Annotated in this window: 24 protein-coding genes; 22 read left to right on the top strand and 2 right to left on the bottom strand. The window is 67.7% G+C overall.

What is annotated here, in order from left to right:
* Positions 1–17 precede the first annotated feature (17 nt).
* The gene (locus NQ034_RS00645) at positions 18–2321 is read left to right on the top strand and encodes a RelA/SpoT family protein (RefSeq protein WP_257046462.1); all 2304 of its coding nucleotides are present in this window, start codon (positions 18–20) and stop codon (positions 2319–2321) included.
* A 10-nt stretch (positions 2322–2331) separates the two neighbouring features.
* On the opposite strand, the gene NQ034_RS00640 is transcribed toward NQ034_RS00645, so the two are convergent.
* A complete protein-coding gene (locus NQ034_RS00640) occupies positions 2332–2901 on the bottom strand; it encodes a hypothetical protein (RefSeq protein WP_257046461.1) in 570 nt (189 codons plus the stop codon).
* A gap of 111 nt (positions 2902–3012) precedes the next feature.
* The gene (locus tag NQ034_RS00635) at positions 3013–4374 is read right to left on the bottom strand and encodes a DUF349 domain-containing protein (RefSeq protein ID WP_257046460.1); all 1362 of its coding nucleotides are present in this window, start codon (positions 4372–4374) and stop codon (positions 3013–3015) included.
* Between the two features lie 138 nt (positions 4375–4512).
* Here NQ034_RS00635 and NQ034_RS00630 point away from each other — a divergent pair, with 138 nt between their 5' ends.
* The 21 genes from NQ034_RS00630 to carA all read left to right on the top strand — a co-directional run bounded on the left by NQ034_RS00630 (position 4513) and on the right by carA (position 26031).
* Positions 4513–5160, top strand: coding sequence for an MBL fold metallo-hydrolase (locus NQ034_RS00630; RefSeq protein ID WP_257046459.1), 648 nt, complete (start codon positions 4513–4515; stop codon positions 5158–5160).
* Positions 5161–5221: 61 nt separating this feature from the next.
* A complete protein-coding gene (gene hisS, locus NQ034_RS00625; RefSeq protein ID WP_257046458.1) occupies positions 5222–6568 on the top strand; it encodes a histidine--tRNA ligase in 1347 nt (448 codons plus the stop codon).
* Between the two features lie 88 nt (positions 6569–6656).
* Positions 6657–8432, top strand: coding sequence for an aspartate--tRNA ligase (gene aspS, locus NQ034_RS00620; protein ID WP_257046457.1), 1776 nt, complete (start codon positions 6657–6659; stop codon positions 8430–8432).
* Positions 8433–8440: 8 nt separating this feature from the next.
* Positions 8441–9823, top strand: a complete 1383-nt coding sequence (locus NQ034_RS00615) for a replication-associated recombination protein A (protein WP_257046456.1) — start codon at positions 8441–8443, stop codon at positions 9821–9823.
* Between the two features lie 206 nt (positions 9824–10029).
* Complete coding sequence (gene rpsD / locus NQ034_RS00610) at positions 10030–10656, top strand: 30S ribosomal protein S4 (protein WP_257046455.1); 627 nt, start codon at positions 10030–10032, stop codon at positions 10654–10656.
* A gap of 159 nt (positions 10657–10815) precedes the next feature.
* On the top strand, positions 10816–13473 hold the full coding sequence (gene alaS / locus NQ034_RS00605; RefSeq protein WP_257046454.1) for an alanine--tRNA ligase: 2658 nt from the start codon (positions 10816–10818) through the stop codon (positions 13471–13473).
* Complete coding sequence (gene ruvX, locus NQ034_RS00600) at positions 13470–13964, top strand: Holliday junction resolvase RuvX (RefSeq protein WP_257046453.1); 495 nt, start codon at positions 13470–13472, stop codon at positions 13962–13964. Before alaS ends, ruvX begins: the two co-directional genes overlap by 4 nt.
* On the top strand, positions 13961–15127 hold the full coding sequence (gene mltG, locus NQ034_RS00595; protein ID WP_257046452.1) for an endolytic transglycosylase MltG: 1167 nt from the start codon (positions 13961–13963) through the stop codon (positions 15125–15127). Before ruvX ends, mltG begins: the two co-directional genes overlap by 4 nt.
* Complete coding sequence (locus tag NQ034_RS00590) at positions 15120–15977, top strand: shikimate dehydrogenase family protein (RefSeq protein WP_257046451.1); 858 nt, start codon at positions 15120–15122, stop codon at positions 15975–15977. The genes mltG and NQ034_RS00590 overlap by 8 nt, the downstream gene beginning before the upstream one ends.
* 1 nt (position 15978) lies before the next feature.
* Positions 15979–16683 (top strand): prepilin peptidase, encoded by a 705-nt coding sequence (locus NQ034_RS00585; RefSeq protein WP_257046450.1) that lies wholly within the window; start codon positions 15979–15981, stop codon positions 16681–16683.
* Positions 16684–16693: 10 nt separating this feature from the next.
* Positions 16694–17884 (top strand): chorismate synthase, encoded by a 1191-nt coding sequence (gene aroC / locus NQ034_RS00580; RefSeq protein ID WP_257046449.1) that lies wholly within the window; start codon positions 16694–16696, stop codon positions 17882–17884.
* Positions 17884–18561, top strand: a complete 678-nt coding sequence (locus tag NQ034_RS00575; RefSeq protein ID WP_257046645.1) for a shikimate kinase — start codon at positions 17884–17886, stop codon at positions 18559–18561. The genes aroC and NQ034_RS00575 overlap by 1 nt, the downstream gene beginning before the upstream one ends.
* 4 nt (positions 18562–18565) lie before the next feature.
* Complete coding sequence (gene aroB / locus NQ034_RS00570; RefSeq protein WP_257046448.1) at positions 18566–19669, top strand: 3-dehydroquinate synthase; 1104 nt, start codon at positions 18566–18568, stop codon at positions 19667–19669.
* Positions 19670–19733: 64 nt separating this feature from the next.
* Positions 19734–20297, top strand: a complete 564-nt coding sequence (gene efp / locus NQ034_RS00565) for an elongation factor P (RefSeq protein WP_257046447.1) — start codon at positions 19734–19736, stop codon at positions 20295–20297.
* Positions 20294–20692 carry a transcription antitermination factor NusB gene (gene nusB / locus NQ034_RS00560; RefSeq protein ID WP_257046446.1) on the top strand — a complete coding sequence of 133 codons (399 nt, stop codon included), beginning with the start codon at positions 20294–20296 and terminating at the stop codon, positions 20690–20692. Before efp ends, nusB begins: the two co-directional genes overlap by 4 nt.
* Positions 20693–20698: 6 nt before the next feature.
* Complete coding sequence (locus tag NQ034_RS00555) at positions 20699–21376, top strand: HAD family hydrolase (protein WP_257046445.1); 678 nt, start codon at positions 20699–20701, stop codon at positions 21374–21376.
* A gap of 138 nt (positions 21377–21514) precedes the next feature.
* Positions 21515–22060, top strand: coding sequence for a bifunctional pyr operon transcriptional regulator/uracil phosphoribosyltransferase PyrR (pyrR, locus tag NQ034_RS00550; RefSeq protein WP_257046444.1), 546 nt, complete (start codon positions 21515–21517; stop codon positions 22058–22060).
* Positions 22060–23079, top strand: a complete 1020-nt coding sequence (locus tag NQ034_RS00545) for an aspartate carbamoyltransferase catalytic subunit (protein ID WP_257046443.1) — start codon at positions 22060–22062, stop codon at positions 23077–23079. Before pyrR ends, NQ034_RS00545 begins: the two co-directional genes overlap by 1 nt.
* A complete protein-coding gene (locus NQ034_RS00540; RefSeq protein ID WP_257046442.1) occupies positions 23076–24395 on the top strand; it encodes a dihydroorotase in 1320 nt (439 codons plus the stop codon). The genes NQ034_RS00545 and NQ034_RS00540 overlap by 4 nt, the downstream gene beginning before the upstream one ends.
* Positions 24383–24877, top strand: coding sequence for a PH-like domain-containing protein (locus NQ034_RS00535; RefSeq protein ID WP_257046441.1), 495 nt, complete (start codon positions 24383–24385; stop codon positions 24875–24877). Before NQ034_RS00540 ends, NQ034_RS00535 begins: the two co-directional genes overlap by 13 nt.
* Positions 24874–26031 carry a glutamine-hydrolyzing carbamoyl-phosphate synthase small subunit gene (carA, locus tag NQ034_RS00530; RefSeq protein ID WP_257046440.1) on the top strand — a complete coding sequence of 386 codons (1158 nt, stop codon included), beginning with the start codon at positions 24874–24876 and terminating at the stop codon, positions 26029–26031. The genes NQ034_RS00535 and carA overlap by 4 nt, the downstream gene beginning before the upstream one ends.
* Positions 26032–26036: the final 5 nt, after the last annotated feature.

The following is a 26036-nucleotide window of genomic DNA, read 5'->3' as shown; positions in this document are numbered from 1 at the left end:
AGGGAGGGTGACGGGTCATGAGCGATCAGGCGAAGAGCACCAACAAGCGCCAGCGGGGCCTGTCCCGATTGGCGTTCTGGACGGCGCGCAGCCAGAATTCGCCGCAGTTCCCCCCGGCCCTGGGGCCCCTGCTGCAGGCGCTGGAGAAGAACCACCCGAAGGCCGATCCGGACATCGTCCTGCGGGCCTATCGGGTGGCGGAGAAATGGCATCGCGGCCAGACCCGCAAGAGCGGTGATCCCTACATCACGCATCCGGTTGCGGTTGCGACCATCCTGGCCGAAATCGGCATGACCCCGGTGACCCTGGCCGCAGCCCTGCTGCACGATACGGTCGAGGACACCGGGTACAGCCTGGAGGACCTGCGCACTGACTTCGGCGATGAGATAGCGCTGATGGTCGACGGGGTCACGAAGCTGGACAAGATCCAATACGGGGCTGCGGCCCAGTCCGAGACCGTGCGGAAGATGATCGTGGCGATGAGTCAGGACATCAGGGTGCTGGTCATCAAGCTGGCCGACCGGCTCCACAATGCACGCACATGGAAGTACGTACCGGCTTCCTCAAGTGAGCGCAAGGCCAGGGAGACCCTGGAGATCTTCGCCCCGCTGGCGCACCGCCTGGGGATGAACACGATCAAATGGGAACTCGAGGACCTGTCGTTCCAAGTGCTCTATCCCAAGGTCTACGACGAGATCGTCAGACTGGTCGCCGAGCGGACCCCGGAACGCGAGAAGTACCTGGGCATCGTGTCCAAGGACCTGGGCGATGTGCTTCACGGAGCGCAGATCGATGCGACCATCACCGGCCGGCCGAAGCACTACTATTCCATCTACCAGAAGATGGTGGTGCGCGGGCACGAGTTCGGCGACATCTACGACCTTGTCGGTGTGCGCGTGCTGGTCTCGACGGTCAACGAGTGCTACGGGGTGCTCGGGCTGGTCCACGCCAAGTGGACGCCGGTGCCGGGGCGGTTCAAGGACTATATCGCGGTCCCGAAGTTCAACATGTACCAGAGCCTGCACACCACCGTGATCGGCCCGTACGGCAAGCCGGTGGAGATCCAGATCAGAACCTATGAAATGGACACCAGGGCGGAATACGGGGTGGCCGCGCACTGGCGCTACAAGGACCGGGCAAAGGCGACGGCCGCGGGATCCGGCACCGGCGGGCGGACCGTCAAGGTGGCGGACTCCGGAGAACTCGACCAGGTCAACTGGCTGCGCCAGATCATGGACTGGCAGCAGGAGACCGAGGACCCCGACGAGTTCCTGGACAACCTGCGTTACCAGGTACGCAGCCAGGAGGTCTACGCCTTCACCCCGCAGGGCGACATCATCACGCTGCCACAGCATTCGACGCCGGTCGACTTCGCCTATTCCGTACACACGGAGGTCGGGCACAAGACGATGGGCGCCAGGGTCAACGGCCGGCTGGTGCCGCTGGATACAGAGCTGAACAACGGTGACGTCGTCGAGGTCTTCACCTCGAAGGACGAACACGCCGGTCCCAGCCGTGACTGGTTGACCTTCGTCGCCAGTCCCAGGGCACGCAACAAGATCCGACAGTGGTTCTCCAAGGAGCGCAGGGAGGAGGCCATCGACAACGGGCGCGACCAGCTGGCCCGGGCGATGCGCCGTCACCATATCAGTGCCGAGAAGCTGATGAAGAACGAGACCCTGGAGCTCGTCGCCGCAGAACAGCACCTGCCGGACGTCGATTCGCTCTACGCCTCGATCGGCAATGGGAACGTCTCGGCTGCGCACATCGTCGATCTACTGGCCAAACACGTCCAGGGCGAACAGGCCGAACCGGAGCCCGCCCCGGTGATCGCACAGAACAAGACGGGCAGGTCCTCCGGGCACCACTCCTCGACCGAGGGCGTGCGCGTCAAGGGGATGGACGACATCCTGGTGAAGTTGGCGCGCTGCTGCACCCCGGTGCCCGGCGATGACGTCATCGGCTTCGTCACCCGCGGCAGTGGAGTATCGGTTCATCGCAAGGACTGTAAGAACATGGCCTCACTCGAACGCCAGCCCGAGCGGTTGGTGGAGGTCGAATGGACGGGGCAGTCGCACGGACTCTACCTCGTGCAGATACAAGTCGAGGCGCTCGATCGTGCCGGTCTGCTCTCCGATATCACGAAGGCGCTCAGTGACTACCATGTCAACATCCTTTCGGCCTCCGTGGCGACCAGCCGCGCCAGGGTTGCACAGTCTCGTTTCGTCTTCGAGATAGGGGACTCCACCCACCTGGGCAGCGTGCTCTCGGCGGTACGGCAGGTGGACGGCGTGTTCGACGTCTACCGGATCACCGGCTGAGTCGGCGGGGTCACAGCTCGACGAGTTCCAGCGCCCGGCGCAGCACGGTGATCCCGGAGCGGCGGTAGAGCCCGTCAACGTATTCGCCGAAGGCCAGTCGGTCGGCGCGGCCCACATCGACGAGCAATGTGGTGATCGCCGCCGCCAGCCGCGCGGGGTCCCGCGTCTCGATCGCCATGGCCTCGTCGAACAGGGTACGGGCTCCAGTCGTCACCGGCACCGCTGCGGGGCGGGAGACGTCGAAGGGGCCCAAGGTGCGTTCGAAGGTGTGAGCGGCATAGTTCCCGCGCAGTCTGCGGCGTTTGAGGGTCGTCAGGTGCACGGTGACCGGGCTGCGCCCGGAGCCCCACCAGACCCAGTGCGCGGTGGCGTGGGAATAGGCGGTGTCGGCCAGTTGGGGCGGGCCGAGCGCGGCCGCCCGCAGCCGCGGCCCGGCGGGGGCGTCGGCGGCGACCCAGCAGTCCTCGGTCAGCTGGACGAGCAGTCCGTCGAGGGCCAGTGAGCGCAGGGTATCGCGGTCGACGTCGGCAGTCGGCCGCAACAGCCCGTCGACGGGGGCTGATTCTTCGCAGGTGGACATGAGGAAAGCCTGGCAGCTCATTGGCCACCAGGCCAGACCCCCGGGGGAATCTGTGGATAACCGGCCCGGAGCCCACCGCTGCGGGCCGGTTATCCACAGATGTCTGATGCCTTAGTCGGAGAACTCCTCGGCAGTGCGGGCCAACTGCTCATACCATTTACGCTTCGTCTCGAGCTCCTCGCCGGCCTTGGCGATGCGCTTCTGATCGCCTGCGGCCTCGGCGGCGTCGAGCTTGGCCTGCAACTCGTCGAGCTGATCGGTCAGCTGGGAGAGCACTCCGCTGGTCCGTGCCCGGGTCTCCGGGTTGGTCTTGCGCCAGCGCTCGTCCTCTGCTGCGGACAGTGCCGACTCGACCTCGCGCAGACCGTTCTCCATCCGGCTGATATCGGCGCGCGGGACCCGGCCCGCGTCCTCCCACTCGTCCTGGATCTTCCGCAGGGCTTGCTTGGTTGAATCGATGTCGGTGATCGGCAGGAGGGCCCTGGCGCGTTCGAGCAGAGCCTCCTTGACCACCAGGTTGTCCGCATAGCCGGCGTCGATCGCATCGTTCTCGGCCTTGCGCGCGGCGAAGAAGACATCCTGTGCGGCCCTGAAGCGGGCCCACAGGGCGTCGTCGTCCTTGCGGCCCGCCCGCGGGGTGGCCTTCCACTTGTCCATCAGGTCGCGGAACCGCCCTGCGGTCTCGCGCCAATCGGTGGAACCGGAGAGCTCCTCGGCCTGGGCGACCAGCTTCTCCTTCAGCCGCTTGCCCTCGGCATTGTGGGCGTCCAGCTCGGCGAAGAACTCCTTGCGGCGCCGGTCGAACCCGTTGCGGGCCTTCGCGAAGCGTCCCCACAGTTCCTGATCCTCCGACCGCGGCAGGCGCGGGCTGGCGGCCTGCACCTCCTTCCAGCGCGCGAACAGTTCCCGCATCCGGGCGCCGGACTGCTTCCACTGGACCCTGGCGGAATCCTGGGCGGCGATCCGCTCCGCCTCGTCCACGATCTCCCGGCGGCGCAGACGGCCCTCCTCGCGCCTTGCCTCGGTCTCCTGCTGGGCCGCGGCGGCAGCGGTGTCGGCACGTGCGGCGAGCTGTTGGAGGCGCTCGTCGAGTCCGGCCAGGTCCCCGACCACGTCCGCGCCGGCCAGGGCCTCGCGCTGGGCGGCGGCGGAACGCCGGATCGCATCGGCGGGCGCACCGGCGGCCAGGCGCTGGCCCAGCAGCTCCGCCGCGTCGACCAGGTCGAGGTACTTGTTGGCGAAGTACTCCAGGGCGCCTGCGGCATCGGCGTCGGGGTACTGTCCCACAGGGCGTTCGCCCTCGGCCGTCCGGACGAAAACCGTCTGCGCTTCATCGACCCGGCCGAAGGCGGTGGCGGCGGCCAGCTCTGCGCTGCGGTCGCGGTGCTCGGTCGCCGGCACCGGCGCCAGCGCCGAGGGCTTCGGGCCCGGGCGGGGGCCTGGTTTCGGAACGGGATGGTTCGAATCAGTCATGGAGATTCCCTGTCTGTCGTCGGTCGAATCACACGGATCACTCGACTATGCGGTTGAAGTACCCCCACAGCTTAGCCGTTGTGGTCCGGGGCAGGGCCAATCCGTCCACTGCGCCCGCCTCGTGGATAGAATCGGGCTATGCGCGTTTTGACCACTGTCGCCCCGTTTCTGGGCGTCAACTGCTATGTCGTCTCCGCCGCAGAATCGCAGGAGTGCGTGTTGATCGACGCGGGCCTCGGCGGCGCGGAAGGGGTACGCGCCCAGGTTGAGGCCGCGGGCCTGCACCCGGTGGCGGTATTGCTGACCCATGGACATCCCGACCACGTGCTGGGACTGCCCGCATACCTTGAGTCCTGGGACGTACCGGTCTACCTGGCCGCCGCGGACCACTACCGGCTGGCCGATCCCGCGGCCACGATGACCGGTGACTTCGCCGCGGTGGTGGCACGCGCCGTGCCCGATTGGCCGGCGCCGGTGGCGCGGGCACTGCCGGAGCGGCTCAGCCTGGCGGGGCTCGACTTCGACTTCACGGTGTTGCCCGGGCACACGGAGGGTTCCACACTGATCGCCGCGGGCCTGCCGGACACGGGGGAGACGGTGTACTTCTCCGGCGATATCCTGTTCGCCGGTTCGGTGGGACGCACCGACCTGCCGGGCGGCAGTGCGCGTGCCATGGTCGACAGCCTTGCGGTACTGCGCGGTCTGCCCGACGGTGCCGTCCATCCCGGCCACGGGCCGGCCACGACGATGGCCCGCGAACAGGCCGGCAATCCCTTCCTGAAATGATAGAGATCCATTAACCACCCCAACCCGCCCCGGCGGGCATCACACTAGGAGTGAAGCACTCATGGCACAGGCGGCCAAACTCTCCGGCTTTCCAGAATGGCTTCCAGCCGATCAGATCGTCCAGGAACGGCTGCTCGATCATCTGCGCCATGTCTTCGAGCTCAACGGCTACGCCGGAATCCAGACCCGCGCGGTCGAACCGCTGACGGCACTGGCCAAGGACGGGGAGATCGACAAGGAGATCTTCGCGGTGCGCCGGCTGCACGCCGAGGGCGAGGAGAAGAACCCCCTGGGCCTGCACTTCGACCTGACGGTGCCGCTGTCGCGCTATGTGGTGGAGAACGCGGGACATCTGGACTTCCCGTTCAAGCGCTATCAGATTCAACCCGTCTGGCGCGGCGAGCGTCCCCAGGAGGGCCGCTACCGAGAATTCATTCAGGCCGATATCGACGTCATCGGCGATGGGACCCTGCCGGACCACTACGAGGTCGAGGTCCCGCTGGTGATGCTGCAGGCCTTCGAGGCGCTTGGGGAACTGGGTATCCCGCCGGTGCGGATCCTGGCGAACAACCGCAAGCTGCTGGAGGGCTTCGCCCGTGGGATCGGGCTGAGCGACATCACCGCAGTGCTGCGCTGCATCGACAAGTACGACAAGATCGGCCCGGCCGCGGTGGGCGAACTCCTGGCCGCAGAGGCAGGGGCGAGCCCCGCCCAGCAGCGGGCGTGCCTGGCCCTGGCTGAGATCGAGGCGACGGACGCCGGATTCGCGGACCGCGTCACCGCGCTGGGGGTTCACGACGACCTGCTCGACCAGGGACTCGAAGCCCTGGTCAAACTGCTCGATGCGGCCAATGAGCTGGCCCCGGGCAAGGTCGTCGCCCAGCTGAAGATCGCCCGCGGTCTGGACTACTACACCGGCACCGTCTACGAGACCCAGCTGATCGGACACGAGGGCCTGGGCTCCGTGGCCTCCGGTGGACGCTATGACGCCCTGGCCAAAACGGACAAGAAGGTCTATCCGGGCGTGGGCATGTCCCTGGGCGTCTCCCGCCTGCTCTCGCGCTTCATCGGCCGCAACCAGGCGCTGCGGGCCACCCGGTCCGTGCCGACCGCCGTGCTGGTGGCCGTCACCGCAGAATCCCACCGGGCCGATGCGAACCGGGTCGCCGCCGTGCTGCGCTCCCGCGGGATCGCCACCGACGTGGCGCCGAGTGCCGCGAAGTTCGGCAAACAGATCAAGTTCGCCGATAAGCGCGGTATCCCGTTCGTCTGGTTCCTCGACGGAGAGACCGGGAACGAGGTCAAGGACATCCGCACCGGCGTGCAGGCGCCGGCCGATCCGGAGATCTGGGCGCCGGGCGCAGACGACCTGTGGCCCCGAGTCGTCAATCCCGCGGCCGGAGCCTGAGGTCCGGGCCGTCGGGGACCTGCGACTAGACTTAGTCGCTGTATCGCGAACTCTTGTGCAAGAGTCGAACTACCAAGGAGACTGATCAGTGCTACGCACGCATGAGGCAGGCAGCCTGCGGCTGTCGGATGCCGGAACCACCATCACCCTGGCCGGCTGGGTGGACCGCCGCCGCGACCACGGTGGGGTCGCCTTCATCGACTTGCGCGACGCCTCCGGCATCGTCCAGGTCGTCGTGCGCGAGGACGTCGCGGACAAGCTGCGCAATGAGACCGTCGTGCAGGTCACCGGAACCGTGGCCCAGCGGCCCGAGGGCAACGCCAACCCGGACCTGGCCACCGGCGATGTGGAGATCGTCGACACCGAGGTCAAAGTCCTGGCCGAGGCCGCGCCCCTGCCCTTCCAGGTCTCCGAACATGCCGAGGACGCCGGCCAGGTCGGCGAGGAGACGCGGCTGAAGTACCGTTACCTGGATCTGCGTCGGAAGGGCCAGGCCGCGAACCTGCGCCTGCGCTCCGAGGCGAACCGGGCGGCCAGGACGGTCCTCGAGGCCCACCGCTTCACGGAGATCGAGACCCCGACGCTGACCCGCTCCACCCCCGAGGGCGCCCGCGACTTCCTGGTTCCGGCGCGTCTGCGCCCCGGCAACTGGTATGCGCTGCCGCAGTCCCCGCAGCTGTTCAAGCAGCTGCTCCAGGTGGCCGGGATGGAACGCTACTACCAGATCGCCCGCTGCTACCGCGATGAGGACTTCCGAGCGGATCGCCAGCCGGAATTCACCCAGCTCGACATCGAGGCCTCGTTCGTCGATCAGGACGACATCATCGCCCTGGCCGAAGACGTCCTCAAGGCCGTGTGGAAGCTCATCGGCTACGACATCACGACGCCGATCGCCCGGATGACGTACAAGGACGCAATGGAGAAGTACGGTTCGGACAAGCCGGACCTGCGCTTCGGCCTGGAGCTGACCGATCTGACCGAATACTTCAAGGACACGCCGTTCCGCGTGTTCCAGGCGCCCTATGTGGGCGCGGTCGTCTACCCGGGTGGGGCCTCGCTGCCGCGTCGGCAGTTCGATGCCTGGCAGGACTGGGCCAAGCAGCGCGGAGCCAAGGGCCTGGCCTATGTACAGGTCCAGGCCGATGGCACGCTGGGCGGACCGGTGGCCAAGAACATCTCGGAGGACGAGAAGGCCGGACTGGCCGCAGCGGTGGGCGCCGTCCCCGGCGATGCGATCTTCTTCGCAGCGGACAAGCCCAAGGCCGCCCGCGCCCTGCTGGGTTCAGCCCGCAATGAGATCGCCGCGCGCTCCGGCCTGATCGATGAGAACGCCTGGGCCTTCGTCTGGGTCGTCGACGCTCCGCTGTTCGAACCCGCAGAAGAGGCGGTGGCAGCGGGCGATGTGGCCGTGGGCGCCGGCAAATGGACCGCGGTGCACCACGCCTTCACCTCGCCCAAGCCGGAATTCCTCGACACCTTCGACACGGATCCGGGTTCCGCGCTGGCCTACGCCTACGACATCGTGTGCAACGGCAATGAGATCGGCGGCGGTTCCATCCGTATTCACCGCCCGGACATCCAGGAGCGCGTGTTCAAGGTGATGGGCATCTCCGAGGCCGAGGCGCGTGAGAAGTTCGGCTTCCTGCTCGACGCCTTCGCCTTCGGCGCCCCGCCGCACGGCGGCATCGCCTTCGGGTGGGACCGCATCGTCTCGCTGCTGACCCACTCCGATTCGATTCGCGACGTCATCGCCTTCCCGAAGTCCGGTGGCGGCTACGACCCGCTGACCGATGCACCCGGTGCGATCACCGAGCACCAGCGCAAGGAAGCCGGCGTGGACTACGTCGCAGAAGAAGAGGACTGACACCCATCGTGGCGGACCTGTTCAACCAGGAGGCCGGGGACGACGAATCGCCGTCCCCGGCCTTCGCCGGCTCCGGATCCGCACTGGACCCGCTGGCGGTGCGGATGCGCCCGCGGACCATGGACGAGGTGGTCGGCCAGGAACACCTGACGTTCCCCGGTTCACCACTGCAGCAGTTGGCCGGCGCACAGGCCGGTTCGAAGGCGGGCGCGTCCTCCGTGATCCTGTGGGGTCCGCCGGGCGTGGGCAAGACCACCCTGGCGCACGTCATCTCCCATGCCGGGGACCGGCGCTTCGTGGAGCTCTCCGCGATCACAGCCGGGGTCAAGGACGTGCGCCGCGTGGTGGAGAACGCGCGCAACGAACGGGACCTGCACGGGCGCACCACTGTGCTGTTCCTCGATGAGATCCACCGGTTCTCCAAGGCGCAACAGGATGCCCTGCTGCCGGCCGTGGAGAACCGTCTGGTGGTGTTGGTGGCGGCGACCACCGAGAATCCGTCCTTCTCCGTGATCGCACCCCTGGTCTCCCGCTCGCTGGTGCTCACACTCAAACCCCTGACGCCCGAGGACATCTCCCACCTGCTCGAGCACGCGGTGTCAAGCGACCGGGGACTGGCCGGCGGTTTCGTCCTCGAGGACGAGGCCAGGGAGCACATCGTGGCGATCGCCGGGGGAGACGCGCGCCGGTCCCTGACCGTGCTCGAGGCCGCTGCGGCGATCGCCCAGGCGCGGACCAAGGGGGAGGGGACCCCCGTCATCACGGCGGCCTTCACCGCCGAGGCGGCGGACCAGGCGATGGTCCGCTACGACCGGGCAGGGGATCAGCACTACGACGTGATCAGTGCCTTCATCAAGTCGATTCGCGGCTCGGATCCGGATGCCGCGTTGCACTATCTGGCCAGGATGATCGTCGCCGGTGAGGACCCGCGCTTCATCGCCAGACGGATCGTGATCTCGGCGGCCGAGGACATCGGCATGGCGGATCCGCAGGCGCTGACCCTGGCCGTTGCCGCGCAGACCGCCGTGGAGCGCATCGGCATGCCCGAGGGCAGGATCCCCCTGGCCGAGGCCGTGGTCTACCTGGCGGCCGCACCGAAATCCAATGCCTCGTACACCGGTATCAACGAGGCCATCGCCGATGTCAAAGCGGGCAAGGCGGGGGAGGTCCCAGCTCATCTGCGCGATGCGCACTATCCGGGGGCTGCGGCCCTGGGACACGGGGACGGATACAAATACTCCCACGACTACCCCTTCTCGATCTCACCGCAGGACTATCTGCCGGAGTCCCTGGAAGCCGCTCGCTACTATCGGCCGACGGGCAACGGGGCGGAGAGGAACATGGCCGAGCGCCTGCGCCATATCGAGGCGAGACGCAAACCACAGGGGTGAGGCGGCTTGCAGGGGTCCGGGTGCGGTAGAGTTGTCTACTGCTGTGCCTGCACCTTAAAGGCGGCCTTGCCCGGTTGACTCGAGCCGGACCATTGCCTTCCCACCCTGGGAAACAGCCGCTTGGACGCCGGCCGAGCCCAGTACTCGCGGATTCCCGTGGAGCACAGGCGTCGAAGCTCAATGCACATACGAAAGGTAGACATCACATGTCTCATGCAACGCGTTCGCGCCGTCAGGTCCGCCTGTCGCGCGCCCTCGGCATTGCCCTGACCCCGAAGGCCGAAAAGTACTTCGAGCGTCGTCCGTACCCGCCCGGCGAGCACGGCCGTGCCCGTCGTCGCAACGACTCGGACTACTCGATCCGCCTGAAGGAGAAGCAGCGTCTGCGCGCCCAGTACGGCATCCGCGAGGCCCAGCTGCTCAAGGTCTACAAGGAAGCCCACCGCCAGCCGGGCATGACCGGTGAAAACCTGGTCGAGCTGCTCGAAATGCGTCTGGACGCCCTGGTCCTGCGTGCCGGCTTCGCCCGCACCATCGCCCAGGCCCGCCAGTTCGTCGTGCACCGTCACATCTGCGTCGACGGCCAGCGCGTGGACCGCCCCTCCTTCCGCGTGAAGGAAGGCCAGACCATCTCCGTGCACACCCGCTCGGCCGATATGGATCCGTTCCAGGTCGCCGCCGCCGGTGCGCACCGCGATGTGCTGCCCGCGGTCCCCGGTTACCTGAACGTGAACCTCGAAGCCCTGCAGGCCACGCTGCTGCGTCGGCCCAAGCGTGAAGAGGTCCCCGTGACCTGCGACGTCCAGCTGGTCGTCGAGCACTACTCGCGCTGATCGCCGCGCACAGGTAGCGTCACCCCGCCCCGGCACCCACTGTGGTGTCGGGGCGGTCGTGTCATCCCGTAGAATCGATCGGGTGTTGACACAGTGTCCGCGCAGCCGGTCCCACGGCGCTCGGGCGCACCCCCTGCTAAGAAAACCGGAAGGTTGGGAATGAAGACCGCTGAAATCAAGCGTCGTTGGCTGAAATTCTTCGAATCCAAGGGACACACCGTCGTGCCCAGTGCGTCGGTCATCAGCCCGGAGCCCTCGGTCCTGTTCACCATCGCCGGTATGGTCCCCTTCATCCCCTACCTGTCCGGCCGCGAACCCGCGCCCTATCCGCGTGCGACGAGCGTGCAGAAGTGCGTGCGCACCGGCGATATCGAAGAGGTGGGTAAGACAACCCGGCACGGCACGTTCTTCCAGATGAACGGCAACTTCAGCTTCGGCGACTACTTCAAGCGCGAGGCGATCCAGTACGCCTGGGAGCTGTTGTCGACTCCCGAGGCCGATGGCGGCCTGGGCTTCGATCCCGAACGGCTGTGGGTCACCGTCCACCACGAGGACGAAGAGTCCATCGGGATCTGGCTCGAGGAGTCGGAGATCCCGATCGAGCGGATCCAGAAGCGCGGAAACGCCGACAACTTCTGGCACACGGGCCAGCCCGGTCCCGGTGGGTACTGCTCGGAGATCTACTTCGACCGCGGGCCCGCCTATGGAGCCGAGGGCGGCCCGGAGGCCGATGAGGACCGCTACATCGAGATCTGGAACCTCGTGTTCACGGAGTTCGAGCTCTCGGCCGTGCGGACCAAGGTCGACTTCGACATCGCGGGGGAACTGCCCGCGAAGAACATCGACACCGGCATGGGGCTGGAGCGCGTCGCCTTCCTCAAACAGGGCGTGGAGAACATGTACGAGATCGACGAGGTCTATCCCGTGCTCGCGGCGGCCTGCGAACTGGCCGGCAAGACCTACGGCGCCGATCACGACGACGATGTGCGCATGCGCGTGGTCGCCGACCACATCCGTTCCTCTCTCATCATCATCGGCGACGGGGTCCGCCCCTCGAACGAGGGTCGCGGTTACATTCTGCGCCGCCTGCTGCGCCGGGCGGTGCGCGCGATGCGCCTGCTGGGTGTGAGCGAACCCGTCCTGCCCGTGCTGCTGCCCGTTTCACGCGATGCCATGGCCGAGTCCTATCCGGAACTGGCGACCGACTTCGAGCGGATCTCGCGGGTCGCCTATGCTGAGGAGAAGGCCTTCCGGCGCACGCTGGAATCGGGCACCGAGCTGTTGAATAAGTCGGTGGCACACCTACACGGCGGACACGAGCTCTCCGGCGAGGTGGCCTTCGCCCTGCACGATACCCACGGGTTCCCGATCGACCTGACCCTGGAGATGGCCCACGAACAGGGCGTCGAGGTCGACGAGGCGGGCTTCCGGACCCTGATGGAGCAGCAGCGACAGCGTGCCAAGGCCGATGCCAAATCGAAGAAGGGCGGCCACGCCGACGTCACGGCATTCAGCGAACTGCTCGACGGCGGGGCGACGGAGTTCGTCGGCTACGACACCCTGGAATCGGGCGCCACGGTGCGTGGCCTGGTCTCCGCTGGGCAGTTCGTCGACGTCGCCCGGCCCGGGGACACCGTGGACCTGGTGCTCGACACCACCCCGTTCTACGCCGAGGCCGGCGGCCAGCGCGCGGACGTCGGGTTGATCTCCGGTGATGGCTTCACCGCCCGTGTGACCGATGTGCAGAGCCCCGTCAAGGGCCTGCGCGCCCACAAGGTCGAGGTGCTCGAGGGCGAGCTGCGCGCCGGCGGCGACGTCTTGGCCGCGGTGGATCCGGCCCATCGCTTCGCCTCCGCGCAGGCGCATTCGGCGACCCACCTGGTCCATGCGGCACTCAGGGAGATCCTGGGGCCCAATGCCGTCCAGGCGGGCTCGCTGAACCAGCCCGGTTATATGCGCTTCGACTTCTCCTTCCCCGATGCGCTTTCGGCGGCTGCCAGGGCCGAGATCGAGGACGCGGCCAATGTCGCCGTCCGCGACAATCTGGAAGTCGACTACCAGTACATGCCCTTCGAGGAGGCCAAGAAGTCCGGTGCGATGGCGCTGTTCGGTGAGCGCTACCCGGAAATCGTGCGCGTGGTGAACATCGGCGGGCCGTTCTCGCGTGAGCTGTGCGCCGGCACCCATGTGGGCCTGACCAGTGAGATCGGGCCGATCTCCGTGATCGCCGAATCCTCCGTGGGATCGGGTACCAGGCGAATCGAGGCGAGCGTCGGTCTGCAGGCCTTCCGCGATCTGGCCAAGGAACGCACGATTCTGTCCTCGGTCTCGGAGATGCTGCGCGTGCCGGGCGCGGACGTCCCCGCCAGGGTCGCGGGACTCCTGGAGCGGATCAAGGAGACCGAACGCGAACTGGCGAAGCTCAACTCCGAACGGGTCCTGGGCCAGGCGGCCTCCGCCGTCGCCTCCATCCGCGAGGTGGCCGGCATCCGGTTCTCCGGTACGGATCTGGGGGCCGTGTCCAATGCAGGTGACGTACGCGCCTTCGTCCTCGATGTGCGCGGACGCCTGGGCGCCGAACCAGCGGTGATCGCCGGGATCGGCGATGCCGCTGGCAAGCCCGCGGTCGTCGTCGCGGTCAACGATGCGGCGCAGGCGCTGGGTCTGCGGGCCGGCGAGTTGGTGCGGGCCGCCTCTGCGGTCCTCGGCGGAGGCGGTGGCGGCAAGCCCGATATCGCCCAGGGCGGCGGCAGCGACTACGGCCGCGCCGCTGCGGCTCTGGAGGAGATCGCCCGCCTGGCCGGATCTCATTCGTGAGTTTCCGCAGGGGCAGACGTCTGGGCATCGACGTCGGCAGCGTACGCGTCGGGGTCGCCTACTGCGACCCCGACGGGATTCTCGCCACCCCGCTGGCGACGGTCTACCGGCGCGATGGGGACGAACGCGCGCTGCGGGAGATCCGCGATCTCATTAACGAAGTCGAACCTATCGAAATCGTCTGTGGTAAGCCGAAGACCCTGCGCGGGCAGGAGGGCAAGTCGGCGGCGACGGCCCTTGAATTCACCCGACTGATAGCGGAAACCTCGGGTGTTCCGATCCGCCTGTTCGACGAGCGCTTCACCACTACGGAGGCCCACCGCATGCTACAGTCGGCGGGCAGGAATTCCCGGCAGCGGCGCGAGCGCGTCGACGCTGTGGCCGCCGTCGTCATCCTGCAATCGGCACTCGAGGCCGAGAAGACCACGGGATCGCCCGCAGGCGATCCGCTGCCGCACGAAAGCCAGCCACCTGGGGGAGACCACTTGTGACACTGCACGAAGAGTTCGCCCAGTTCGGTGAGGAGACCCGGACTTCCCGCAGGGCCAGAGAGCGCCGCAGGAAGTTCCGACGTCGCCGGATGGTCGCGATCATCGTCGTCGCGGCGGTCCTGCTGCTCGGCGGCGGGGTGTTCGCTGTCTTCACCGCCAAGGGCGCCTTCGGCGAGGTATTCGGTTCGAACGCAGACTACGAGGGCAGTGGAACCGGTGAAGTCGTCGTGACGATCGAACAGGGGACCTCTGCCCGGGCCGTGGCCAATCAGCTCGTCGACCAGGAGGTCATTCAGGCCGCCCGACCGTTCCTCAAACTGGTCGAGGAACGCGACTTCACGATCCAGGCGGGCACCTTCCGGATGCACAAGCAGATGAGTTCGGCCGCAGCGCTGGACCTGCTGCAGAAGGGGCAGGCCGCCAATCGGGTGACCGTGGCCGAGGGGCAGACGATCAAGCAGATCAAGCCGAAGATGGTCGCGGCCGGGCTGGACGCCGACGACGTCGACGCCGCCATCGACGACAAATCGCCGAGGGACTACGGACTCGAGATCAAGGCCCCCAGCTTGGAGGGATACCTGTTCCCTGCGACATATGACGTGCAGAAGGACAGCTCGGCCACTGCGATGGTCCAGGATATGGTCGATCGCACGAAGGGCGAGTTCAATGAACTGGCGATCAACAACGATGACGCCAATCGTCTGTTGACCCTGGGCAGCCTGGTCCAGGTCGAATCGAATGAGGATCCGGCGACCCAGGCCAAGGTGGCGCGCGTCTTCCTCAACCGGATGGGCAAGGCCAGTGAGACCCGCGGTCTCTTGCAGTCCGATGCGACGGTCGCCTACATCTTCGGCGCCAGGGGCGATCTGACGACCACCTCCAAGGAGCGCGCGAGCAAGAACCCGTACAACACCTATGTGCACAAGGGACTGCCGCCGGGTCCGATCGGCAGTCCCGGCCGCTCGGCGCTGCTGGCGGCCAAGCGGCCGGCCACCGGTGACTGGCAGTACTTCGTGGCGACCGATCCGGATGCCGGCGAGGTCAAGTTCGCCAAGACCTACAAAGAGCACCAGGCGAACGTCAAGGAGTACCAGGCCTGGCTGCGCGAACACAACAGTCAGTCTCCCGGCGCGGGGTCCGGAGCGGACGGCTCGGATGGCTGAGGCCCGGCATCGCGCCGCTGTGCTCGGCTCGCCGATCGCCCATTCCCTGTCCCCGCTGCTGCACACCGCGGCATATGCCGCGCTGGGAATGGACGACTGGTCCTACGACCGCAGGGAGACCACTGCGGACGAACTCGAGGGCGTGCTGCTGGGGGCCGATTCGCACATCGCGGGCTACTCGGCGACCATGCCGTTGAAGGAGGAACTCGTCAGGCTCGCCGCCGTCCACGGCTGGGACGTAGACGAGACCGCAGCCCTGACCGGGGTCGCGAACACCTGGGTCGGCGGCAGTCGTCCGCGCATTCTCAACACCGATGTGCAGGGGATCGTCGGTGCCCTGGCCGAGGCCGGAATCCAGCCGGGCCGTGTCGCCATCGTGGGCACCGGGGCAACGGCCCGTTCGGCTGCCCTGGCGGCGCGCCTGGCCGGCGGGCGGGATTTCGCAGTCTACGGGCGCAACCCCCGCAGGACTTCTGCGCTGGCGGACTTCCTGCACAGCCTGGGCGCAGCCGAGGTCACCACGGAGCCGATCGCGCAGCTGCAGCCGGGTGCCGCCGACCTGGTGATCTCCACTCTGCCCGCAGGGGTGCTGACGGCCGACACCTGGCATTGGCCGGCCCGGCTGCCGGAATCCACCGCGGTGCTCGACGTGGCCTATGCCGTGGGCTCGCTCGATCTCACGGGGATGTTCACCGAGCGCGGGGCCCGTGGCCTGGCGGGCACCCGGATGCTCGTCCACCAGGCAGTCGCCCAGTTCCAGGCCTTTCGCGAGGCCGCGGGCCTGCCGGCCGGGGACGCCACTGCGATTCGGACGGCGATGGACGCCGCCGGCGCCCGGCGCACGGTCTGAGATGACGACCCTGCCGGGGTCGGCCGGCGCCGTGTCGGTGTGCGTTTCGCTCATCGTGGCCCTGGCGATCGGGTGGCGCCTGCCCCGGCTGCTGGCCGACCCCGCGCACACCCTGCGGGTGCGCACCGCGGGACGGACGTATCTGCTCGGCGCCGTCGCCCTGGGACCGCTGCTGTCCCTGCTCGTGACGTGGGCCCTGTCCACCGGTATGGAATCCACCACTGCCACTCGCACCTGCCTCGTGTTGATCCTGGGGGTGCTGGCCGGCGCCACCGGGTGGCTCTTCCTGATCGACGCGCGGGTCCACCGCCTGCCCAATCGGATCGTCGGACCTCTGGCGATCCTGGTCCTGGTCACAGCGGTAGCGGCCTGGCAGGCCGCCCCCGGCCTGAGCCTGCGGATGCTGGCTGGGGCGGTGGGGCTGGGCCTGTTCTTCGCGTTCATCGCCGTCCTGGGCCGGTTGCTGGCCGGTGAGTCGATGGGCCTCGGCGACGTCAAACTCGCCGTGCCGCTGGGCGCGCTGGCCGCGGGGGTCGAGCCGTGGGCACCCCTGACCGCGCTGGTCGTGATGAATGTCTCCGCCCTCGTCTTCCTGCTCTACCGCTGGGTGCGCACCCGCACCCGCCCCGGCGGAAGCCTGGCGTACGGCCCCCATATGCTGATCGGCACGTGGACGGCGGTCCTGGCCGGTGCCCCGCTTTTGTAGACTCATAAGCATGTTGAGATGGCTGAGTGCAGGAGAGTCCCACGGTGAGGCTCTGATCGGAATCATCGAGGGGCTGCCGGCGCACGTGCCCGTGACCACCGAGGACATCCAGACGGCTTTGGCCCGTCGCCGGCTGGGCTACGGACGCGGAGCGCGGATGAAGTTCGAGGCCGACGCGGTGCGGATGCTCGGCGGGGTGCGCCACGGTGAGACCCTCGGTTCGCCGATCGCCATCGAGGTCGGCAACACCGAGTGGCCCAAATGGCAGGAGGTGATGAGCGCCGATCCGGTACCCGCCGAGGTGCTGGCCGAGCAGGCGCGCAATGCGCCGCTGACCCGGCCGCGGCCCGGTCATGCCGACTTGGTCGGGATGCTCAAGTACGGCTGGGACGAAGCCCGCCCGATTCTGGAACGCGCCTCGGCCAGGGAAACCGCGATGCGGGTGGCGCTGGCCGCTGTGGCGCAGCGGTTCTTGGCCGAGCTGGGCATCACGGTGCTCTCGCACACCGTGGCCATCGGCCCCGTTGACGGAGGACGGGACCTGCCGCGGCCGAGGATCGCCGACGTCCCGGCGCTCGATGCGGATCCCGTGCGCTGCTTCGACTCCGAACTCTCCGCACGGATGATCGAGGAAATCGACGCAACGAAGAAGGCGGGGGACACCGTCGGCGGGGTCGTCGAGGTCATCGCAGACGGCCTGCCGATCGGCCTGGGTTCGCATATCCAATGGGACCGCAGGCTCGACTCCCGCCTGGCCGGAGCCCTGATGGGCATCCAGGCGATCAAGGGCGTGGAGATCGGCGACGGCTTCGACACGACGCGCCGACGCGGTTCCGCCGCCCACGACGAAATCCTGGTCGACGGCGGTGGCCTGGCCCGTTCGAGCAACCGTGCCGGTGGCACCGAGGGCGGGATGTCGACCGGCGAGCGACTCATCGTGCGAGCCGGAATGAAGCCCATCGCCACCGTCCCCCGCGCCCTGCGCACGGTCGATGTGAGCACGGGGGAGGCCGCGAAGGCGAATCACCAGCGCTCCGATGTGTGTGCGGTCCCGGCCGCCGGCGTCGTGGCCGAGGCGATGGTCGCCCTGGTCCTCGCCGAAGCCGTGATGGAGAAGTTCGGCGGCGACTCGGTGGCCGAGGTCTCCCGGAACCTCGACTCCTACCGCGCTTCCCTCGACCCCAGGCTGCTGGGTTCGTGATGGTACCACCGGAGGAGGGGCCCCTGCCGCGCCCGGCCGCACCGGTGGACCCGCTGCCGGCCGCCGGGGCCAGACTGGCGCTGATCGGTCCGCCGACCGCGGGGAAGTCGACGATCGGCCGGCTGTTGGCCGATCGGCTCGACATCCCGTTGATCGACACGGATCAGCGGATCGTCGACCGCTATGGCCCGATCCAGGAGATCTTCACCGAGCGCGGCGAGGCCCGGTTCCGGGAGATCGAACGCGAGGTGGTCCGCCGGGCCCTGCGCGGCCTGCTCGACGGACCCGGGGTCGTTTCCCTGGGCGGCGGGGCCATTCTGAACCCGGGCACTCGCGCACAGCTGAAGCACCCGGCGATCAAGGTCGTCAACATCGTCATCGATGCACAGACCGCCCTGGAACGGCTGGGCGGTTCGCGCCGGCCACTGCTCGACGACGCCGCGGACAGGCTGCAGGCCTTCGAACGGCTGCAGGCCGAGCGTGCGCCCCTGTACCGCTCGGTCGCGACGCTGAGCGTTTCGGCCACGAACGATCCGCCCTCGACGATCGTCAACCGAATCGTCGACATCGTCGCCGGGATGCAACGGGCCGAGGATCTCAAACGCTACGGGGACCTCGGCGCTGCCGCCGGGGTGCCATTGGAAGGGTCGGCCGAGCCGACCGGGGAAGAGGACTGAACTCATGAGCGAAACCATCCAGATCGACGTGCATGCCGAGCGGGACTATCCCGTGCGGATCGGCCACGGATTGCTCGGGCAGCTGCCCGAGCTCCTGGGCGCCCGGGTCAAGAAGGTGCTCGTCATCCACCCGCGCGCCCTGCGGACCACCGGTGAGGTCGTGCGCGATGACCTCGAGGCGGCGGGATTCGAGGCACTGGCCGCCGAGATCCCCGATGCCGAGGAGGCCAAGCACGTCCAGGTGGCCGCGTTCTGCTGGCAGATCCTGGGGCAGTCGGACTTCACCCGCTCGGACGCGATCGTCGCCGTCGGCGGAGGAGCCGTGACCGATCTGGGCGGGTTCGTCGCGGCCAGCTGGCTGCGCGGCATCCGCTATGTCAACATCCCGACCACGGTGCTGGGCATGCTGGACGCGGCGGTCGGAGGCAAGACCGCGATCAACACCGCCGAGGGCAAGAACCTGGTGGGCTTCTTCCATTCGCCCGCGGGCGTTCTGGCCGATCTGGACACCCTGGCCACCCTGCCGGATCACGAACTGTTCACCGGGCTGGCCGAAGCCGTCAAGTGCGGCTTCATCGCCGACCCCGTCATCCTTGATCTGCTCGAAGGGCACAGTCTCGAGCAGATCAAGGATCCGCACGGGCCCGTGCTGGCAGAAGTGGTGCGCCGTGCGATTGCGGTCAAGGCCGCCATCGTCGGGGAGGACTTCAAAGAATCCGGTCGGCGCGAATTCCTCAACTTCGGACATACGCTGGCGCACGCGATCGAGCGGCAGGAGCGCTATCAGTGGCGCCACGGGGCCGCCGTGGCCGTCGGTATGGTCTTCGCGGCCGAACTGAGCACCCTGACGAAGAACCTCGACCCCGCGCTCGTCGACCGGCTGCGTGCGCTGTTGGAACATCTGGGGCTGCCCACGGGCTACCGTGGGGACAAATGGCCGCAGCTGTTGGAGACCATGCGGCGGGACAAGAAGTCCCGCGGTTCGCTCATGCGCTTCATCGTGCTCGAAGACCTGGGCAGGCCGAAACTGCTGGAGAACCCGGACCCCAGCCTGCTGTTCACCGCGTATCAGACGATTGGGATTGACGCCCCGGCGCGGCGACTGTAAAACAGTTGCTAGACTTGAGCGGATTGTCTTTCCGAATCCTACCCACTAGACAAAGGGAAAATCTGTGGCAACGACCAACGATTTGAAGAACGGCCTGGTTCTCAACCTGGACAACCAGCTGTGGCAGGTGCTGGAGTTCCAGCACGTCAAGCCCGGTAAGGGACCGGCCTTCGTGCGCACCAAGATCAAGAACGTGCTCTCGGGCAAGATCATCGACCGCACCTTCAACGCCGGTACCAAGGTCGAAACCGCAACCGTCGACCGCCGTGACATGCAGTACCTGTACAACGACGGTACCGACTACGTCTTCATGGACGCCAAGGACTACGACCAGGTCAACCTGAGCCCGGAGCTGGTCGGGGATGCGGCCAACTTCATGCTGGAGAACCAGATCGTGCAGGTGTCCTTCCACGAGGGCACCCCGCTGGCCATCGAACTGCCCGCCGCGGTGGAACTGGTCATCTCCCACACCGAGCCCGGCCTGCAGGGCGACCGCTCCACCGGTGGATCGAAGCCGGCGACGCTGGAGACCGGATATGAAATCCAGGTGCCGCTGTTCCTCGAAGAGGGCACTAAGGTCCGCGTCGACACCCGTTCGGGTGACTACCTGGGGCGCGTCAAGGAGTGAGTTCGCGCAGCAGGGCCCGCCGCCGGGCACTCGAGATCCTCTTCGAGTCCGAACAGCGGGCAATGGACGAAGCAGAGCTGACACAGCTGCGGTCGCACGACCCCGATTACCCGATGAAGCCCTATGCGGTCGAAATCGTCGACGGGGTGGTCAGCCACCGCGATGAGATCGACGAACTCATCGCGACGCACGCGCAGGGCTGGGAACTCGACCGACTGCCGGCGGTGGACCGGGCCCTGTTGCGGATGGGCCTGTGGGAGATCCTGTTCAACGATTCCGTGGATGCCAAGACCGCGATCGACGAAGCGGTGTCCCTGGCCAGGCAGTATTCGACGGATGACTCCCCGAAGTTCATCAACGGCGTGCTCGACCGGATCCGCAAGCTGGAGGCCTGAGCCGCCATGGTCGAACTGCGCGACTGCGATGCGATGGTCTTCGACTGCGATGGAGTGCTGGTCGATTCGGAGACCATCGCCAATGAGGTGCTCAGGGAGGTGATCGGTGAGCTGGGCTGGGCGATGAGCCAGGACCAGGCACACCGGACCTTCGTCGGACACGCTCTGCCCGACACCGTGAAGATCGTCACCGAGCACTTCGCAGCGCAGGGAGACCGGCCGGACGCCTCCTGGGTTGAAACCTACCGGGCCCGCCGCGATGCCGAGCTGGCCGCGCGGCTGAGTCCCATGCACGGCGTGGCGGGGATGCTCGCCGCGGCCCTGCGCCGGTTCAAGGGGAGGGTCGGGGTGGCTTCGAACTCCCCGCGGGGCAAACTCGATATGCAATTGCGTCGGACGGCCCTGGACGAGGTGTTCCATGCGGCCCATGTGTTCAGCGGGATGGACATGCCGCAGCCGAAGCCGGCTCCGGATGTCTATCGTGCGGCCGCGGCCTCCTTCGACCCGCCCAGTCGACGGTTCGCGGTCCTGGAGGACTCTCCCTCGGGCGTTAAGGCCGGCGTCGCCGCCGGCGGCTACGTGATCGGTCTGTCCACGGTTTTCTCCGGGGCGGATCTGCGTGCCGCCGGAGCACATCGGGTGGTGGCCTCGCTGCCGGACGCGGCCGAGCTGCTGCGTCCTTGAGCCCCCTCCCAGTGGCGCTGGGCTATGGGATCGGACACACGTGTGTCCGGGGATGCCCCGGGCACACCGGGACCTCGCTATAGTAGAGGCGTATCTACTCCTTTAAGCACCGTCCCGTGAGGCGGAGAAGGGGGACGCATGCGCACACGAACCGTGCTCGACGAGACCGAGATCTCGCGGGCCATCACACGCATCGCCCACGAAATCGTGGAAAACAACAAGGGTGCCCAGGGCCTGCTGATCCTGGGAATCCCCACCCGCGGGGTCCCGCTGGCCCACCGGCTGGCCGAGCGGATCGCCCAGATCGAGCCCACGGTGGAAGCCACCGAACTCGTCGGCAGCCTCGACGTCACGATGTATCGTGACGATCTGCGCACGGGCCGGCTGCGCGCCCCCGAACCCACCTCGATCCCCGGGAGCATCGACGGTCGCACAGTCGTCCTGGTCGACGACGTGCTCTACTCCGGCAGGACCATCCGCGCGGCACTCGACGCCCTGACCGATATCGGTCGGCCAGCCGCGGTGCGCCTGGCGGTCCTGGTCGACCGCGGCCACCGGGCCCTGCCGATCCGCGCCGATCACGTGGGCAAGAACCTGCCGACCTCGACCGACGAACGGGTCTCGGTGACCCTACAGGAGATCGACGGAGCCGATTCGGTGATCATCACAGGGGGTGCCGCCTGATGCGTCATCTGCTGTCGACCAAAGATCTCAGCCGCGCCGAGGCCGTCGAACTGCTCGACATCGCCGAGGAGATGTCTGCCGCCCAGGCCCGTGAGATCAAGAAACTTCCCGTACTGCGCGGCCGCACAGTGGTCAACCTGTTCTACGAGGACTCGACCCGCACGCGGATGTCCTTCGAAGCCGCCGCCAAACGGCTCTCCGCCGATGTCATCAACTTCTCGGCCAAGGGCTCCTCGGTGTCCAAGGGCGAGAGCCTGCAGGACACCGCGCAGACGCTCGCCGCGATCGGTGCAGACGCAGTTGTCATCCGCCACCCCGGATCCGGCGCCCCGCACCGGCTGGCGGCCAGCGACTGGATCGACCTGCCCATCCTCAACGCAGGTGACGGTACGCATGAACACCCCACCCAGGCACTACTGGACTCCTTCACCCTGCGCCGCGTCCTGACCGGCGCGCCGGCCTCCGGGCCGTTGTCCGCAGGGTCCGGGACGCGGGGAACCGACCTGGCCGGTGCCAGGATCGCGATCGTCGGCGACGTTCTGCATTCGCGTGTCGCCCGCTCGAATGTGCACCTGCTGGTCACCCTGGGGGCCCGAGTAACCCTCATCGCCCCGCCCACCTTGCTGCCCTGGGGCGTGGAATCCTGGCCCGTCGAGATCTACTACGACTTCGACCAGGCGCTGGCCGAACGTGATTTCGACGCGGTGATGATGCTGCGCGTCCAGCTGGAGCGCATGCACGCGGCGTTCTTCCCCAACCCGCGCGAATATTCGCGGATGTGGGGTCTGACCCCGAGCCGGTACGCCGACCTGGGGGAACACACGGCGATTATGCACCCCGGGCCCATGAACCGGGGATTCGAGATCTGCGCAGTGGCAGCCGACTCGCCCCGCGCGGTGGTGCGCGACCAGGTCGCCAACGGCGTGTCCGTGCGCATGGCGGCACTGTACAAACTTCTGACCGGCCGGGGCCCCGACCCCGCCGCAGTCGTCAACCCGATGGAGGAGCCACACGCATGAGCAGCACACTGATCCGCGGTGCGTCCGTACTCGGAGGCGCCGCACGTGATCTCTTGATCGTCGACGGCCGCCTGAGCGAACCGACGCCCGAGGCCTCGAAATCGGCCGATACCGTCGTCGAGGCGGCCGGCCTGGTCGCCCTGCCCGGCCTGGTCGACATGCACACGCATCTGCGCGAGCCGGGCAAGGAAGACGCTGAGACCGTGCTGACCGGCTCGCAGTCCGCCGCACGCGGCGGCTACACGGCCGTCCACGCGATGGCCAACACCCAGCCGGTCGCCGATTCCGCCGGGGTGGTCGAACAGGTATGGCGGCTGGGCCGCTCCGCCGGGTTCACGGAGGTCCGTCCGGTGGGCGCTGTAACACTGGGCCAGGACGGCGCCCAGCTGGCCGAACTCGGCGCCATGGCCGCGAGCGCGGCACAGGTGCGGATGTTCTCCGATGACGGCAAGTGCGTTTCGGACTCCCAGCTGATGCGCCGCGCGCTGGAATACGTGAAGTCCTTCGACGGGATCATCGCCCAGCACTCCCAGGATCCCCGGCTGACGGAGGACGCGCAGATGAACGAGGGCGTCGTCTCTGCCGAGCTGGGCCTGCCGGGGTGGCCCGCGGTGGCGGAGGAGGCGATCATCGCCCGCGACGTCCTGCTGGCCGAACACGTCGGTTCCCGCCTGCACGTCTGCCACCTCTCGACCGCCGGGTCCGTGGACATCGTCCGCTGGGCCAAGGCCCGCGGGGTGCGGGTGACCGCGGAGGTCACCCCGCACCACCTGATGCTGACCGATGAGCTGGTTCGCAGCTATGACCCCGTCTACAAGGTCAACCCGCCACTGCGCACCCAACGCGATGTCGATGCCGTGCGCGCCGGCTTGGCCGATGGGACGATCGACGTGATCGGCACCGACCACGCACCGCATCCGGCCGAACACAAGTGTTCGGAATGGACCGCCGCGGCGATGGGCATGGTCGGGATGGAGACCGCTCTGCCGATCGTGGTCGAGGCCATGGCCGACTACGACTTCGGCTGGGAGGACGTCGCCAGGGTGATGAGTACCCGGCCGGCCCAGATCACCGGTCTCACCGCGCACGGTTCACTGGCCGTCGGGCAGCCCGCCAACCTTGTTCTGGTGGATCCGCGGGCCCCGCACCGGATCGATCCGGCCGGCCACGCGACGCTGGGCCGGAACAATCCGTTCAAGGGCGTGGAGGTCTCCACCCGGATCGTCGACACCTTCCTCTACGGGACCAGGGTCGTCGCCGACGGGCAGTTGGCACAGCCGCATCCGGCTGCCGGGGACGGCGCATGGATCGCCTGACCCCGAGCATCGTCATCCTGATCGTCGTCGTCGGCGTCTTCGGCCTCATGTACTGGGGCTGGCGGGGTCGGCAGCACCGGCAGGCGGGGATCGCAGCGCCGGCTGCGCCGCCGGCCGGCTACACCGCCGAGCTGACCCCGGTGCCCGGCATGTACGTCGCCACCACACACGCGGGGGAGAACCTGGAGCGGATCAATGTGCACGCCCTGGGGGTGCGGACGAACGGTGCCCTGTTCGTCGGCGACCAGGGCGTGGCGATCGAGCGCGAGGGCGCCGATGACATCTTCATCCCCGCGGCCGCCGTGGAACAGGCACATGCCGGATCGGGCATGATCGGCAAATTCGTCGAGCGCGACGGCCTCATCATCATCCGCTGGAATCTGGGAGGGACCCGTGTCGACACCGGTTTCCGGCCCAGGGAACACGCACAGACCAAGCCCGCGATCGCCGCGGTAGACGAACTGATTGGACATCACGCATGAGCTTATTGGACCGCCCCAAGGCAATCCTCGTCTTAGAGGACGGCACGACGTTCGCCGGACACGCCTATGGCGCTACCGGCCGTGGGCTGGGCGAGGCCGTCTTCGTCACCGCGATGACCGGTTATCAGGAGACGCTGACCGATCCGTCCTACCACCGACAGGTGGTCGTGCAGACTGCTCCGCACATCGGCAACACCGGGGTCAACGACGTCGACGACGAATCGCTGAAGTACTGGGTCGCCGGTTACGTCGTACGTGATGCCGCCCGGATCTCTTCGAACTGGCGCGCCACCGAGGACCTCGAGGCCCGGCTGCGCAGGCTGGACATCGTCGGGATCCAGGATGTCGACACCCGCGCACTGACCCTGCACCTGCGCGAGGCCGGCGCGATGCGCGTCGGCATCTTCTCGGGTGAGGACGCCGGCCGCCCGGTCGGCGAGCTGCTCACGATCGTGCGCGAGACCCCGGCGATGACCGGCGCTCAGCTGGCCGACGAGGTCTCCACCGACGAGCCGTACATCGTCGAAGCGGTGGGACCCAAGAAGTTCACGGTCGCGGCCTACGACCTCGGGATCAAGGCCATGACCCCGCAGCAGCTGGCAGAACGCGGCATCGAGGTCCACGTGGTGCCGGCGGACTACCCCTTCGAGAAGCTGCAGGAGCTGGGCCCCGACGGGGTGTTCTTCTCCAACGGACCCGGTGACCCGGAGACGGCCACCGCGCAGATCGAGGTGCTGACCGAGGTGCTGGCCCATCGTATCCCGTTCTTCGGCATCTGCTTCGGCAACCAGCTGCTGGGCAGGGCCCTGGGCTTCGGCACCTACAAATTGCGCTTCGGCCACCGCGGCGTCAACCAGCCGGTGCTCGACACCGCCACCGGGCGCGTCGAGATCACCGCACAGAACCACGGCTTCGCGGTCGACGCGCCCCTGCACGAGGTCGTCACCGCACCGGCGAACGCCGATTTCGGGCGGGTCGAGGTCAGCCACATCGGGCTCAACGACGATGTGGTGGAGGGCCTGCGCTGCCTTGACATCCCGGCCTTCTCGGTCCAGTTCCACCCCGAGTCCGCGGCCGGCCCGCACGATTCGCGCGGCCTGTTCGACCGCTTCGTCGACCTCATGACCACCACCGCCAAGACCGCGGCCGAATAAGGAGT

The organism is Brevibacterium moorei (assembly GCF_024580735.1).
GTDB lineage: Bacteria > Actinomycetota > Actinomycetes > Actinomycetales > Brevibacteriaceae > Brevibacterium > Brevibacterium moorei.
This window is presented reverse-complemented; position numbering and strand designations above follow the sequence as displayed.